14 protein-coding genes and 1 rRNA gene are annotated in these 14,773 nt (G+C 68.0%); all 15 read right to left on the reverse strand.

Going from position 1 to position 14,773, the window contains the following annotated elements:
- On the reverse strand, positions 1-777 hold a 777-nt coding region (locus tag SREC43747_RS0117185; protein WP_152528455.1), incomplete at its 3' end, for a pseudouridine synthase.
- Positions 767-1,408: an SMC-Scp complex subunit ScpB gene (scpB, locus tag SREC43747_RS0117190; protein ID WP_029722575.1), complete on the reverse strand. Its 642-nt coding sequence runs from the start codon at positions 1,406-1,408 to the stop codon at positions 767-769. The genes SREC43747_RS0117185 and scpB, both read right to left, overlap by 11 nt.
- A complete protein-coding gene (locus SREC43747_RS0117195) occupies positions 1,405-2,259 on the reverse strand; it encodes a segregation and condensation protein A (RefSeq protein WP_029722576.1) in 855 nt (284 codons plus the stop codon). The genes scpB and SREC43747_RS0117195 overlap by 4 nt, the downstream gene beginning before the upstream one ends.
- Positions 2,260-2,496: 237 nt before the next feature.
- Positions 2,497-3,438 (reverse strand): ParA family protein, encoded by a 942-nt coding sequence (locus tag SREC43747_RS0117200; protein WP_029722577.1) that lies wholly within the window; start codon positions 3,436-3,438, stop codon positions 2,497-2,499.
- Between the two features lie 167 nt (positions 3,439-3,605).
- Entirely contained in the window at positions 3,606-4,553 is a 948-nt protein-coding gene (xerD, locus tag SREC43747_RS0117205; RefSeq protein ID WP_037332432.1) for a site-specific tyrosine recombinase XerD, read from the reverse strand.
- Positions 4,550-5,224 (reverse strand): NUDIX domain-containing protein, encoded by a 675-nt coding sequence (locus SREC43747_RS0117210; RefSeq protein ID WP_408005187.1) that lies wholly within the window; start codon positions 5,222-5,224, stop codon positions 4,550-4,552. The genes xerD and SREC43747_RS0117210 overlap by 4 nt, the downstream gene beginning before the upstream one ends.
- A 26-nt stretch (positions 5,225-5,250) precedes the next feature.
- Positions 5,251-6,957, reverse strand: coding sequence for a CTP synthase (pyrG, locus tag SREC43747_RS0117215; RefSeq protein WP_029722580.1), 1,707 nt, complete (start codon positions 6,955-6,957; stop codon positions 5,251-5,253).
- 202 nt (positions 6,958-7,159) lie between these two features.
- On the reverse strand, positions 7,160-8,344 hold the full coding sequence (gene steA / locus SREC43747_RS0117220) for a putative cytokinetic ring protein SteA (protein WP_029722581.1): 1,185 nt from the start codon (positions 8,342-8,344) through the stop codon (positions 7,160-7,162).
- Positions 8,345-8,456: 112 nt separating this feature from the next.
- Positions 8,457-10,265, reverse strand: coding sequence for a DNA repair protein RecN (gene recN, locus SREC43747_RS0117225; protein ID WP_029722582.1), 1,809 nt, complete (start codon positions 10,263-10,265; stop codon positions 8,457-8,459).
- A gap of 90 nt (positions 10,266-10,355) precedes the next feature.
- Positions 10,356-11,249 (reverse strand): NAD kinase, encoded by an 894-nt coding sequence (locus SREC43747_RS0117230; RefSeq protein WP_029722583.1) that lies wholly within the window; start codon positions 11,247-11,249, stop codon positions 10,356-10,358.
- Between the two features lie 12 nt (positions 11,250-11,261).
- Positions 11,262-12,098, reverse strand: coding sequence for a TlyA family RNA methyltransferase (locus SREC43747_RS0117235; RefSeq protein WP_029722585.1), 837 nt, complete (start codon positions 12,096-12,098; stop codon positions 11,262-11,264).
- A 4-nt stretch (positions 12,099-12,102) separates the two neighbouring features.
- Positions 12,103-12,345 carry a hypothetical protein gene (locus SREC43747_RS0117240; RefSeq protein ID WP_236623254.1) on the reverse strand — a complete coding sequence of 81 codons (243 nt, stop codon included), beginning with the start codon at positions 12,343-12,345 and terminating at the stop codon, positions 12,103-12,105.
- A gap of 88 nt (positions 12,346-12,433) precedes the next feature.
- Positions 12,434-13,444: an HAD-IIA family hydrolase gene (locus SREC43747_RS0117245; RefSeq protein ID WP_029722587.1), complete on the reverse strand. Its 1,011-nt coding sequence runs from the start codon at positions 13,442-13,444 to the stop codon at positions 12,434-12,436.
- 52 nt (positions 13,445-13,496) lie between these two features.
- Entirely contained in the window at positions 13,497-14,234 is a 738-nt protein-coding gene (locus tag SREC43747_RS19940; protein WP_201768724.1) for a tetratricopeptide repeat protein, read from the reverse strand.
- A gap of 461 nt (positions 14,235-14,695) precedes the next feature.
- Positions 14,696-14,773, reverse strand: a 5S ribosomal RNA gene (rrf, locus tag SREC43747_RS22345); the annotation flags it as partial.

Here is a 14,773-nt window from a genome sequence, read left to right on the forward strand (position 1 = left end):
GCCACTCATCTTCCCTGCAAAGAGCCCGTCAGCCCGGTACAGCGACCCGATCTCCTTCCGGTTGAGCGGTCGGATCGCCCCCGGCCGTTCGTTGGTCAGCCGCACGTCCCCGATCGCGGTGCGCACCAGGCGCTGCACCGGATGGCCCACCTGCTTCATCAACCGGCGCACGATCCGCTTGCGCCCCTCGTGCAACACGAGTTCCACCAGCGCCCGGCCCTCGTGGACGTCGACGAGCTTGAACCTGTCGACCTTGACCAGGCCGTCGGACAGCTCCACGCCGTCCCGCAACTGGCGGCCCAGGTTCTTCGGGATCGGCCCCAGCACCTCGGCCATGTAGGTCTTGAGCACCCGGTAGGACGGGTGCATCAAGCGGTGCGCGAGCTCCCCGTCGTTGGTGATCAGCAGCAATCCCTCGGTGTCGGCGTCCAGCCTGCCGACGTGGAACAGCTTCCCGTCCCGCTTCCTCAGGTAGTCACCGATGCACGGACGCCCGCGGTCATCGGACATCGTGCACAGGATGCCGCGCGGTTTGTTCAGCATCAGGTGCGTCAACTTGTTGTTGACCATCACCCGTTCACCGTCGACGTGAATGATTGCGGTGTCCGGGTCCACCCGGCGGCCCAGCTGCCTGACCACCTCACCGTTGACCGCGATACGCCCTTGGACGATCATCTCTTCGGCCGCGCGCCGCGAGGCCACCCCGGCCTGCGACAGCACCTTCTGCAGCCGAACACCTTCGGCGGGCTTGGATTGGGATTTTTCCTCAGACGTCATCAATCGAATCCACTTCGGGCAACAATGGGGCGAGCGGCGGCAAATCCTTCAGCGACGACAGTCCGAGCCGCTCCAGGAACAACTCGGTCGTGCAGTACAGGATGCCGCCCGTCTCCGGATCAGTTCCAGCCTCTTCAATCAGGCCGCGCCCTACCAGGGTACGGATAACGCCATCCACGTTGACACCCCGTACCGCAGCCACCCGGGCGCGGGTCACCGGCTGGCGGTAGGCGATCACCGCCAGCGTCTCCAACGCTGCTCTGGTCAGTTTGGTCCGCTGCCCGTCCAGCAGGTACCGCTCCACGTACGGGGCGAACTTCTCCCTGGTGTAGAACCGCCAGCCGTCACCCACCCGCCGCAGATCGATACCGCGCTCCGCCTCGGCGTACTGCGCCGACAGCCGCTCCAGAGCCTGCCGGACGCGGGGCACGGGCTGCTGCAAGGTCTCGGCCAACAACTCCTCACCGGCGGGCACGTCCACCACCAGCAGCAAGGCCTCCAGAGCAGCCGCGAGCTCCTCGTCCGATTCCAGCTCGGGCAGTTCCGGGGCCACCTCTGCTTCACCGCTGTTCCGGCGAGCAGCAGGACCGTCCTCTCCGGCCTGCGCGGTCAGCTCCGGTTCTTCGCTCACCCGTACTCCTCTTCGTCTTGCCTCGCCAACTGCGCATCGGCCTGCGCCTGGGCCTGCTCCACGCTGCCGCCGACCCACCGCACGGTGAGCGAGCCCAACGGCTCCTCCTGCTCGAACAGGATCACCTGCTCCCGGTAGAGCTCCAGCAGCGCCAGGAACCGGGCCACGATCTCGACCGTGTGCCCGCAGTCGGACACCAGCTCGGTGAAAGTGGCGGTGATCTTGTGGGCCAGTCGGACCCGGAGCAGGGCCGCGTGCTCCCGCACCGACACCCGGTGCTGGTGCAAGTGCTCCAACGAAACGGTGGGCGGCGGTTTCGGCCGGAACACCGCGGCCGCGATCTCCGCGAACTGCTCGGGAGTGACCCCGAGCACCGGTTTCGGCAACAAGTTCTGGTAGCGCTCCTCCAACGACACCGCTCGCGGGTAGCGGCGCAGCGCGTTGGCCTCCAGCTCCCCGAACAGCTCGGCCACCTGCTTGTACGCCCGGTACTGCAGCAGCCGGGCGAACAGCAGGTCCCGGGCCTCCAGCAGCGCCAGGTCCTCCTCGTCCTCGACTTCCGCGGCCGGCAGCAGCCGGGCCGCCTTCAAGTCGAGCAGGGTCGCGGCGACCACCAGGAACTCGGTGGCCTCGTCGAGGTCCCAGCGCTCCCCCAACGCCTTGGTGTAGGCGATGAACTCGTCGGTGACCTTGTGCAAAGCCACCTCGGTGACGTCCAGCTGGTGCTGCGAGATCAACTGCAGCAGCAGGTCGAAGGGACCCTCGAAGTTGTCCAGCCGCACGGTGAACTTCGACTGCCCCGCGTCCTGCTGCGACGTCGACTGCTGCTCGGCAGCCGCGGAGTCGGTCACCGGGCCTGCCCCCTGTTCAGCCGAGCTGGCACCGCCCCGGAGGGAGCGACGAGACCGCGCATCGCGCTCCGAGCTGAGCTCTTCACCGCCCCCTGGGGCGACTTCACTGTGTCGGTTCCGCACACCGCAACTTCACTTCTCGATCGGCAGGCAGGCCAGGCCGAGAACGAGCTGGCTCCCCTCGGCACACTGACCAGTATCACGGCAACGTCCCCGCCCGCGGCGGGGAGCTGGTCGTCACCGGGCGATTACCTCCCGAGCCAGCGCCCGGTAGGCCTGGGCACCAGCCGACTTCGGCGCCCACCGGGTGATCGGTTCCCCGGCGACCGTGGTCTCCGGGAACCGCACCGTCCGGTTGATCACGCTGTCGAACACGATGTCACCGAACGCTTCCACCACCCGTGCCATGACCTCTCGGGAGTGCAACGTCCGCGGATCGAACATCGTCGCCAGTATCCCGCTGATCTCGAGCTTCGGGTTGAGCCGTTCCCGAACCTTCTCAATCGTATCGATCAGCAGTGCGACTCCGCGCAAGCTGAAGAACTCGCACTCCAGGGGAATGATCACCCCGTCCGCGGCTGCCAGCGCGTTCACCGTGAGCAACCCCAGGGAAGGCTGGCAGTCGACGAGCACGTAGTCGTAGTCGGGCAGCACCGGTTCCAGCGCGCGGCGCAACGTCTGCTCCCGACCGACCTCCGCAACCAGTTGCACCTCGGCAGCGGACAGGTCGATGTTGCTCGGCAACAAGTCCATGCCCTCAACGCTGGTCTTCATCACCACGTCTTCGACCTGCACCGAGCGTTCCATGATGACGTTGTAAATCGTCTGGTCGAGCTGATGCGGCTGCACCCCGAGACCGACCGACAGCGCTCCCTGCGGATCGAAGTCCACCAACAGCACCCGGCGCCCGTACTCCGCTAAGGCCGCGCCGAGGTTGATCGTCGAAGTGGTCTTCCCCACGCCGCCCTTCTGGTTGCACATGGCCAGCACGGACGCCGGCCCGTGGTGGTCCAGCAACGGCGGTTCGGGGATGTGTCGACGTGGCCGACCAGTGGGACCCAGGCCGTTCGGATCCGAGTTCAGGCCAACGCCCGCCTCGGCATCCGTCGTTTCCGGGGCGATGCTCAGGTCGACCGCGCCCCGGGGCCGCCTCTCGGCGGAGGGCTGCGGTAACGACATGGCGATCTGATCTCCTTCTGGTGCCTGTGCCGATCATGCGCAGCCTAAGCGGCATTCACGACCAGCGGCAACGCGCCTCGCCGGGGTGTCGGAAAAGCGTGTCCCACTTCTCTCCGCGCACCCGGACGGGCACAAGTTGATGTACCCGTCCGCGACCGTAGCCGAATTTACTCCGCGGCAAGGGCACGCGGATGGCTTGTCGCGTAAACCTCCCGCAAGGTGTTCACGGTAACCATCGTGTACACCTGCGTGGTGGTCACCGAGGCGTGCCCGAGCAGCTCCTGCACCACCCGCACATCCGCGCCGCCCTCCAACAGGTGCGTGGCGAACGAGTGGCGGAGCACGTGCGGCGAAACCACCGAACCAATACCGGCCCGCTCCGCGGCGACCTTCAGCGCGTTCCACGCGCTCTGCCGGGAGAGCCGCCCACCCCGGGAGTTGAGGAACACCGCAGCGCTGCCCTGGCCGCGCCCGGCCAAAGCCGGGCGCGCCCGCACCAGGTACGCGTTCAACGCCTGCAACGCCGGCCGGCCCACCGGGACGATCCGCTGCTTGCCGCCCTTCCCGTTCAGCAGGACGGTGCGTTCCGCGCTGTCGATGTCGTCCACGTCCAGACCGACCGCCTCGGAAATCCGAGCACCGGTGGAGTACAGCAACTCCAGCAGCGCCCGGTCCCGCAACCCGCGGGGCCCCTCCCCACCGGCGTGCTCCAGCAGGCGCTCCACCTCCGCGACCGACAGCGCCTTCGGCAGCCGTTTCGGCAGCGACGGCGGCGCGATCTCACGGGCCACGTCGTGCTCCAGCAAACCCTCGGCCTGCGCGAAGCGGTGCAGTCCCCGGACCGCGACCAGCGCTCGGGCGGCGGAGGAATCGGCGAGCGCCGCTTGCTCAGCCGTCCCCGAGCGCAGCGAGCTCAGGAAGTCCACGACGTGCTGACGCCCCACCTCGCCGAGCGACGACACCCCGGCATCGGCCAGGAACCCCCCGTAGCGCCGCAGATCGCGGGCGTAGGAATCCAAGGTGCTGCGAGCTGTGCCCCGCTCCACCGCGAGGTGGTCGAGGTAGCTCGAGATCACCTCGCGCAGCCCGGCCGGCAGCCCGGCAAAACTCGTCACGACGCACCGCGCGACTCGAAGCGGGAAGGTCGATCCACCCAGGGCGCGTCCACCGGCCGGGGCTTGGCCCGCCCGGACCGCACCTGCTGGGCGGCCAGCAGGCCGGCCACCGCCGGGGCGTTGACGACTTCCCCGGACAACACCATCTGCACCGCTTCGCCCAAGGGGAACCGGCGGATCACCAAGTCCGCCTCCTCGTCACCGACGGGCTCCGGGCGCGGCACGTCGGTCAATCCGGTCGCCAGGAAAACCCGGACGCTCTCGTCGGTGAACCCGGGAGAAGTGGCAACGTCCACCAGCACCGACCAGTCACGAGCAGCCAGGCCCGCCTCCTCGGCGAGTTCCCGCTGCGCGGTCCGCAGCGGCTCCTCACCGGACACGTCGAGCAGGCCGGCCGGCAGCTCCCACAACCTCCGACCGAGCGGGTACCGGTACTGGTGGATCAGAACCACCTGGTCCTGCTCGTCGAGCGCGACCACCGCCACCGCGCCGTGGTGCTCGACCACTTCCCGGCGCGCGTGCGCGCCTCCGGGCATCCGAACCTCGTCGGCCCGCAGCGCGAGGATCTTGCCGACGTAGACGTCTTCGCTCGAAACAGTGGTGAACTCGTGCTGCCCGGCGGTGCGGGCCACCGCCCCGCCGGGCGCCGCAGGGGTCTCCGGAATGCTCACGGCGACCACCCTAGAGGGTCGTCCGCTCACACACCCGCTGTTGTCTGCTCCACGTTCTCCGAAATGTCCACCGGCAGCCGCTCCGCCGCCCGGTAGTCCAGGGCCGCCTTGACGAAAGCGGCGAACAGCGGGTGCGGCCGGGTCGGACGGCTCTTCAGCTCCGGGTGGGCCTGGCTACCGACGAAGAAGGGGTGCTGCTCCCGCGGCAGCTCCACGAACTCCACCAGCCGGCCGTCCGGAGAAGTGCCGGAGAACACCAAGCCGGCCTTGCTGAGCCGGTCCCGGTACTCGTTGTTGACCTCGTACCGGTGCCGATGCCGCTCTGCGACCTCGGTCGCGCCGTACGCCTCCGCCACGACCGTGCCGGGCTCCAGCTTGGCCGGGTACGAACCGAGCCGCATGGTGCCGCCCATGTCCCGCTCTCCCGACACCACGTCGTGCTGGTCCGCCATGGTGGAGATCACCGGGTGCTGGCAGTCGTCCTCGAACTCCGTGGAGTTGGCCTGCTCCAGGCCCGCCAGGTTCCGCGCCGCCTCGATCACCATGCACTGCAGGCCGAGGCACAACCCCAGCAGCGGAATACCGTTCTCCCGCGCGTACTTGATGGCACCGAGCTTGCCGTCGATGCCCCGCACGCCGAAACCGCCCGGGATCAGCACACCATCCACACCGGACAGAGCTTGGGCAGCTCCGGACTCGGTTTCGCAAGCATCGGAAGGGATCCAGGAGATCTCCACTTTGGCCCGGTGGGCGAAACCACCGGCCCGCAGCGCCTCGGTGACCGACAGGTAGGCGTCCGGGAGATCCACGTACTTGCCGACCAGCGCTACCCGGACGTGCTCGGACGGGTTGTGCACCCGCTCCAGCAAGTCGCCCCACACCGACCAGTCGACGTCCCGGAACGGCAGTCCGAGACGGCGCACCAGGTAAGCGTCCAGTCCCTCCTGGTGCAGCACCTTCGGGATGTCGTAGATGGAAGGCGCGTCCGGGCAGGCGACCACACCATCCACATCGACGTCGCACATCAGCGCGATCTTGCGCTTGAGCTCCTCGGAGAGGTCCCGGTCCGCCCGGCACACCAGAGCATCCGGCTGGATGCCGATGTTCCGCAGAGCGGCGACCGAGTGCTGGGTGGGCTTCGTCTTCAGCTCTCCCGACGGCGCCAGGTAAGGAACGAGCGAGACGTGCAGGAAGAAGCAGTTGTCCCGGCCGACGTCGTGCCGGACCTGCCGACAAGCTTCCAGGAAGGGCAACGACTCGATATCACCGATGGTGCCACCGACCTCGGTAATCACCACGTCGGGAACCCGACCGTGCTCGTCCGGCTCGGCCATCGCCCGGATCCGGGCCTTGATCTCGTCAGTGATGTGCGGGATCACCTGCACCGTGTCACCGAGGTACTCGCCGCGCCGCTCCTTGGCGATCACCGCGGAGTAGATCTGCCCGGTGGTGACGTTGGCGTTGCGCGTCAGATCGCGGTCGAGGAACCGCTCGTAGTGACCGATGTCCAGGTCGGTCTCCGCCCCGTCCTCGGTCACGAAGACCTCTCCGTGCTGGAACGGGTTCATCGTCCCGGGATCGACGTTCAAGTAGGGATCCAGCTTCTGCATCGTCACCCGCAATCCGCGGGCGGTCAGCAGCTCCCCCAAGCTCGAAGCCGTCAGCCCCTTGCCCAACGAAGAGGCAACGCCCCCGGTAACGAACACATGCTTGATCGTGCGTGCTTGCGGCACCAACAAAGCTCCCCGTGGTCAAGCCGTCGCCTGGCTGAGATTCTGCGCTGGCAGGACGGCTGAAACCGTCGCTCCCACGGGATTCCAGCCTATCGCACTCGCGTCGAGGCACGCACCGAGACCCGGCGAACAAATTTTTAAAACTGTCACACGCGGCGCGGGAATTTCTCCGCCCCGCCCCTTGTTGGCAGCCCGGTGCTGGTCACTGCCCCAGCAGGCCATCGAAGTACGCGGCTGCCGAATCCCCGAACCAGGCCAACGGATGCAGCAGGGCCGGTCCGGCACCGACCACCACGACCGCAGCGGACACCACCAGCACCGCGAACACCACCAGCAGCACCAGCACCGCGGGCGGCGAGTTGCGCTGCAGTTGCACCACAGCCGCCGCGTCCACCGCCCTGCCCCCCAGTCGCAACCGGGTCAGGACCGTCGACGGGTACGACCGCTCCCTGCCGCAGCTGAGCACGTCGGTCAAGTTGTCCGGGAAGCCGACCGTGACCACCAACTTCGCCCCGGCCTGCTCGGCCAACAGCAGCGCCATGTCCTCCGGGTTGCTGATCGCCGGAAAAGTCACGGCCCCGACGCCGAGCTGCCGCGTCCGCCGCAAACCAGGTGCGTAGCCGTCCAACTGGGCCGGAACGACGATCTCGGCCCCGCACGTGAGAACTCCGGCGGAGACCCGGTCCGGGTCCGCCACGACCACGTCCGGCCGGTAACCGGCCGTGCACAACAGCTCCGCGCCGCCCTGCACCCCCACCAGAACCGGGCGGTGCTCGCGGATGTACTCCTTCAACCGCCGCAATTCCGCGATCCGCCCCGGGCCCGGAGCGACCACCAGCACGTGCCTGCCCGCCATCGGGGTGGACAGCTCGGGAACGCCGTCGCCGTCCAACAACAGCTGGCGTTCGACGCGGAAGAATTCCACGGTGTCCGCGCAGAACGTCTCGAACTGCGCGACCACCTGGGCTTTGGCCGCCGCCCGCAATTCCGCAATGGTTTCCCGGGTCTGCTCCACCCCGCTGGCGATCACCTGCTCGCCCACGTGAACCCGGCCCTCGTGCAGCCGGATGCGGGTGCCGTCCCGCACCTCGCGCAGCACCCGTTCCCCCACCCCGTCCACCAGCGTCACACCGGCTGCCAAGAGCACATCGGGGCCCGACACCGGGTACCGCCCGGAAATCGACTCAGCAGCGTTCACCACTGCCTGCACGCCAGTCGCCACCAGCAGTTCAGCAGTGCGCCTGCTCAAATCCGGTTGGTTGATCACCGCGATGTCCCGGCAGCACAGCCGGCGCTGGAAATCGCCCCAATCCCGCTGCACCCGAGCAGTGCCCACAATCCCTGGCTGGCTTTGCTGCTTACGGGCGAGGAGACCGGTGATGTTCATGCGCCGATGGTGACAAATTCGGCAGCACCAATGCCTCGCCACGCCGAAAGCAATACCACGTCCGAGCCAGAGTTTTGCCCCCTAGCGGGAGTTGGACAAGCGAATTTCCCAACTACCCGTTAGGATCCTTGCTCTCCTTTTTCCCCGATTTTCCTTTCCGCTTTTCCAGCTGCTCCTGCTTGTACTCGGTGGCCGTGGCCAGCAGCTCCTCGGCATGCGCCCGACCGGTCTGCGTCGACTCGAGACCGGCCAACATCCGAGCGAGCTCGACCACCCGTTCCTCGTCGGCGACCCGCCGCACATCACTGCGGGTCAAACCACCCGCACCAGCGCCCTTGTCCACGACGAGATGCCGATCGGCGTACGCCGCCACCTGCGGCAGGTGCGTGACCACCACGACCTGGTGCGTGCGAGCCAGTCGAGCCAACCGCCGGCCGATCTCCACCGCGGCCCGACCCCCCACACCGGCGTCCACCTCGTCGAACACCAAAGTCGGCACGGTGTCGGCATCGGCCAGGACGACTTCCAGGGCCAGCATCACCCTGGAGAGCTCCCCACCCGATGCTCCTTTGTGGATCGGCAGCGCCGGCGCCCCGGAATGAGCGATCAACTGCAGTTCGACCTCATCAGTCCCGTCCGGCCCCGCGTGCAGGACTTCTCCGCCGACCGGCAACGCGAACGGGTCGTTGCGCTCCGTCCGCCTGCCCTGCACGACCACTTCCAGCCGCGCCTGCGGCATCGCCAACCCGGCGAGTTCCTCGGTGACCGCTGACGAGAGCCGCTTGGCCGCCTCCCGCCTGGCCGCCGTCAACTCCCGGGCGTGCTCGGCCAGCTTGCCGGCCAATTCGTCCCGCTGCTGCGCCAGTGCGGTCAACGCCTCCTCGGAGGTGTCCAACCGGACCAACCGCTCCCTGGCCTCCTCCGCCCAAGCCAGCACGCCATCGATGTCGGCGGCGTACTTCCGGGTCAACTGCTTGAGCTCGGCCTGCCGGGCCAACACGCGGGCCAGCTCGTCCGGATCCGCGTCCAGTCGTTCCAAATAGGCGGCGAGTTCCGCACCCACGTCCCCGACCAGCGCCGCAGCTTCCGCCACCCGGGGCTCCAGCTCCCGCAACGCCGCGTCCTCAGCGGTGGACAACCGCCGCTGCGCCTCGCCGATCAGTCCGAGCGCACCCGGCGAACCGGTCGCCTCCTCCGCATCCCCGACCAACGCCTGGTGGACAGCACCGGCCAGTTCCCGCAGCTGGTCCGCATCGGCGAGCCTCCTGGCCCGCTCCACCAGCTCGACGTCCTCACCTGACTCCGGCGCCACCGACTCGATCTCCTCGAGCCCGTGCCGCAGCAAATCCGCTTCGCGGGCCAGCTCGCGGGAACGTTCCTGGCGTTCGGTCAACTCGCGAACGGTCCGCGCCCACTCCTCGCGGACCTGCTGGTAGCTCTCCAACACCGACAGCACCGGCTCCCCGGCGAACCGGTCGAGCACCGCGCGCTGCTCAGCGGTGCGGAGCAAGCGGAGCTGATCGTTCTGGCCGTGCACCGCCAGCACGTGCTCGGACAGCTCAGCGAGCACCGCCTTGGGCACCGAACGCCCGCCCAGATGAGCTCGGGACCGGCCGTCCGCAGTGACCGTCCGGAGCGCGATCAAACTGCCGTCCTCGTCCAACTCGGCCCCAGCATCGGCAGCAACAGCTGCCGCACCGGAGTCCGCTGAGGTGATGAACCGGCCTTCCACCACGGCGCGCTCGGCACCGGCTCGAACCCGCGAGGCGTCCGCTCGTCCACCGCTGAGCAGGTGCAGACCGGTCACCACCATGGTCTTGCCGGCACCGGTCTCACCCGTGATGACCGTCAGGCCGGGGTGCAGTTCGAGCGTGGCGTCGTCGATGACGCCCAGTCCCTGGATGCGCATCTCCGCCAACACATCACGCACCCTAGCGCTCCCCCAGCGCGCTCGAGGCCAGCCGGGGCGATCAGGGTGCGGTGAGCCGGGTCCGCCAGCACCTCGGAACGACTACCTGTTGACCGGCCCTCGCCACCCCTGGACGGGGAGTTCGAACTTCCGCACCAGGCGGTTGGTGAACGAGGTGTCCTGCAGCCTGACCAGGCGAACCGGGCTGCGGCCCGCTACGACTTCCACCCTGGCGCCGGCCGGCAGGTCGAAGTGCCGCTGCCCGTCGCAGGACAGCACCGCGTCATGACCGCCTTGATCGATCTCGAGAGCGACCAGCGAGTCCTGCGACACCACCAGCGGTCGAGCGAACAGCGCGTGCGCGTTGCTCGGAATAACCAGCAGCGCCCGCACCTCCGGCCAGATCACCGGACCGCCCGCGGAGAAGGCGTAAGCGGTGGACCCGGTCGGAGTGGCGCAGAGCACCCCGTCGCAACCGAACGCCGACACCGGCTGGCCGTCCACCTCGATGACGACGTCCAGGATCCGCTCCCGGAGGCTCTTCTCCACACTGGCCTCGTTCAACGCCCAGGTCTGCGCGAGCACCTGACCGTTCAACGTGGCCGTGATGTCGATGGTCATCCGCTCTTCCACGTGGTAGTCGCCTTCCACCACCGCGCTCACGGCCTCTTCCAGCGCGTCCGCCTCCGCACCGGTGAGGAACCCCACCCGGCCCATGTTCACGCCGAACACCGGCACATCGCTGAGCCGAGCCAGTTCAGCAGCCCGCAGCAGAGTCCCGTCGCCGCCCAGCACCAGAACCAGTTCGGTCCCCGCCGCAGCGCGGGAACCGAAAGCAACCACCTCGCTGTAGGAATCCGGGCTGAGTTCCGGTGCTTCCTCCGCAAGCACCCGGACCTTCATCCCGGCAGCGATCAACTGCGCCGCAACCTTCTCCGCGGTGCGCAGGTTGTGCTGTCTGCCGGTGTGCACCACCAGCAAGACCTCTCGGGTCAAGCGCGACTCCCCTTACCGGTGCTTGCTCCTGTTCGGCGTCTGCGGCCCGTTGCGAACCGCCTCTGACACGCAACTCCCCGGATCGGCAACTCCCGCTTCCCCCGGGCGCAGCCAGAGGAAGTACTCAACGTTCCCGGAAGGCCCGGGAAGTGGACTGGCAACCGCACCGTGCAGCCCCAGCCCGTGCTCAGCGGCGCAGGAGACGACATCCAGCACCGCCTCGGCGCGCAGTTCCGGATCCCGGACCACTCCGCCGGAGCCGATCCGGTGCTTGCCGACCTCGAACTGCGGCTTGACCATCGGAATCAAGTCCGACTCCGGCGCCGCGCACGCCGCCAAAGCCGGCAGCACCAGCTTCAACGAGATGAAAGAAAGATCGGCTACCGCCAAATCTACCTCGCCGCCGATGTCATCGGGCGTGATGAACCGGACATTCGTCCGATCATGTACCCGGACGCGTTCGTCGGTGCGCAGCTTCCAGTCCAACTGGCCGTAACCGACGTCGACGGCCACGACTTCCCGCGCCCCACGACGCAGCAGAACATCGGTGAACCCCCCGGTGGAAGCACCCGCGTCCAAGCACCGGCGGCCCTCCACCTGCAACCCCTGCGGTTCGAACGCTTCCAGGGCGCCGACCAACTTGTACGCGCCGCGGGAAGCCCAACCGGGGTCGTCGGTGTCCTCCGCGACCACCACAGGCGCATCCAGCTCAACCGATGTGGCGGGCTTGCGCGCCACCATCCCCCGGACCGTCACCCGCCCGGCCGCCACCAACTCGCTGGCGTGCTCCCGAGAACGGGCAAGTCCCCGCCTGACCAGTTCAGCATCCAATCGCGCCTTGCGTGGCACCCTGCTAACTCCTGTTTGTGCTCGTTCGGGACAGGAAGTTGTCCGCCTTGGCAAGCGCGTCGGCCAGCGCGGCGTGCACCGCCTCGAACCGACCGACGTGCTCGGCAACGGGCAGTTCACGAAGCTGCTCGAGGTCCTGCAGCGCCTGCTCGATCGCGTCCACCGCAGCCTGCCCGTCTTCGAAGTTGACCTGCCGCGCCAGCATCGCAGGATTCGGCACAACACCGTTACCGGGCAGCTCAGTCATGTTCCGCTCCTCGACCACGTCGCTCGCCACGACGTGTCCACGCTAGCCGACGGCCAGCACCACAACACCGCACCGGTACCGGGTGTGGTCAACCCAGTCCCAGTCGGCGCAGGGCTTCCTCCGCCCGCACATCGGCACCGCGAACCGGTGTCGGCCCACCGCCGACCTCCCACCACGCCGCGCACAGCGCCCGCAGAGCTCCGAGCGGGTCCGGTTCCGGCTCGCCCGAACGGCAAGTCAGCTCCAGGGCGTCCGAGCCGACCCGCACCTTCCAGTCCGGCTGCTCCGCTATCGCGGACGCCTCGCGCGGTTCGTGCAGCGCTCGCAGATCAGCGGCGACGTGATCGGGACGCTGCTCCGGAGGAGCCGCCAGCAGGTCCGAAGCCGTGCTGACCCCGGTGAGCACCATCAGGGCTGGCATGCCCGCGTTCACCGCCCCGGCGATGTCGGTGTCCAACCGGTCCCCGACCATCAGCGGTGTCCGGGCGTTCGCCGAAGCCACCGCCCGGTCCAGCAGCGGTCGCTGCGGTTTGCCGGCGACCACCGGCTCCCGCCCGGTCGCGGCTCGCAACGCCTCGACCATGGCTCCGTTCCCGGGGAGCTGTCCGCGTTCGGTGGGCAGTGTTCGGTCAGCGTTGCAAGCGACCCACAACGCCCCGTTGCGGATCGCCAAGCAGGCTTCGGCGAGATCGCGCCAACCGGTGTCGGGGGAATGGCCCTGGACGACAGCCGCCGGATCCGCTGCGCACTCGCGCACCGGGAGGAGACCGACGGAACGCACTTCCGCTTCCAAGGCCGGCGAACCGACCACCAGAACCCGGGAGCCGGCCGGTAGGCGCTCGGCCAACAAGCCGGCACCTGCTTGAGCACTGGTGCTGATCTCAGCGGCGTCGGCAGGCAGCCCCAGACCCGTCAAGTGCTCGGCGACCACGTGACTTGCCTTGGAAGCATTGTTGGTCACGTACCTGACCTTGGTGCCGCGTTCGTGCACCTGCCGGAGCGCTTCCCGTGCCCAAGGAACGGCCTCGCCTCCCCGGTAGAGGGTGCCGTCGAGGTCGAACAGCACGACATCGTGGCCGGCAACGAGGGGGGAGCTCACGGCGCTCGAAGGCCTCCTTCTGGTGCTCTTGCTGGAAAGCTCATCGAACCGGTCAGTCCGCCCCGGCCTGCTCCACTTCCGAGACCAGGCTCTCGACCGCTTCCGGACCGCCCAGCTGTTCGGTCAGCTCGTCCAGCCGCTCCGCGGCATCGGTCATGGCGTCGTCATCCGCGTGCGCTGCGTGCAGGAACCAGGTGAACGCTTCCCGCACCCGACCGGCCGCCAGCAGGTTGTCCGCGTAGGCGTAGAACAGGCGAGCGCTCCACGGTTCCTGGCGCTTCACGTCCAGCGCCGGTCCCTGCAAGCTGACCACCGCGGCTTCGAGCTCACCGAGATCACGCCGGGCACCAGCTGCGACGATCTTCAGTTCAACCGCTTCCTCTTCGGAGAGCTGCGTGGCTTCTTGACTCCGACTGATGTCCAGCGCCCGCTCCGGACGTCCCAGGGCGCGTTCGCAGTCGGCCATCAGCGCCAGGTGGCCTGGGCCGCCGGCCAAGCGGCGGGCAGCGCGCAGTTCGGAAAGCGCTTCACTCCACTCACCGGAGAGGTAGGCGGCCAGCCCCACCGCCTCCCGCACGGAGGGGATGCGCGGGGCGCGTTCGCGCGCGTACCGCGCGTGCTCCAGAGCGCGCTGGGGCTCTTCGTCGATCAAATGCCCTGCGGCGACGAGGTGCGCGGCAACGTTGTCCGCGACTCCCTTGGGAAGTGGGCGGAGTTCTCGCCAGATCTCCGCATCCAATTCACTGGGCGAAATCCCATCCGGCAGCTGCGGCTCGCGGTTTTTCTTCACCGCCTTGTCCGCATTTTCCGGAACGGGTTTCGCCGAGTGCTTCTTCTTCCGGAAAGGCGGTTTTTCACCTTTCCGCGACCATTCTCCGCGCGGGGAGAACTTCTTTTCACCAGCACGACCATAGCGCTGTCCGCGGCGGAAATCACCCTTGCGGTCCTGGGGTTTTCCCGCACCGCGCTCAGCGGAAGATTCGTTGCGACGGTTTTTCCCGTGCTGACCGGAACGACGTTTGTCGTTTTCTCCGAACCGATTTTTGCGGTCGGAATACTGTCGCCCTTTGCTCGGGCGGCCATTTGATTTGTTGCGGTCGGCTCCGGCTCCCCGGCGAGATCCGTCGCGTCCGTTTTCGGAACCGGACACCGAGCCTCCTGAACACTCTGGAGCTTGTACTGCCACTGGCCTGAAGCCTACACAAAAGTGGTGGGGGGTGGTGTACCACCCCCCACCACCGTGGGTTGGTGTGTCGGCGGTGTCCTACTCTCCCACACCCCACCGGGTGCAGTACCATCGGCGCTGGGGAGCTTAGCTTCCGGGTTCGG

The sequence above is a fragment of the Saccharopolyspora rectivirgula DSM 43747 genome (assembly GCF_000497205.1).
Lineage (GTDB): Bacteria > Actinomycetota > Actinomycetes > Mycobacteriales > Pseudonocardiaceae > Saccharopolyspora > Saccharopolyspora rectivirgula.

Bases quoted from the DNA above. Each gene is read 5' to 3' on its own strand.
- SREC43747_RS0117240 (WP_236623254.1), bottom strand. From the start codon at position 12,345: ATGACTGAGCTGCCCGGTAACGGTGTTGTGCCGAATCCTGCGATGCTG.
- SREC43747_RS0117200 (WP_029722577.1), bottom strand. From the start codon at position 3,438: ATGTCGTTACCGCAGCCCTCCGCCGAGAGGCGGCCCCGGGGCGCGGTC.
- steA (WP_029722581.1), bottom strand. From the start codon at position 8,344: ATGAACATCACCGGTCTCCTCGCCCGTAAGCAGCAAAGCCAGCCAGGG.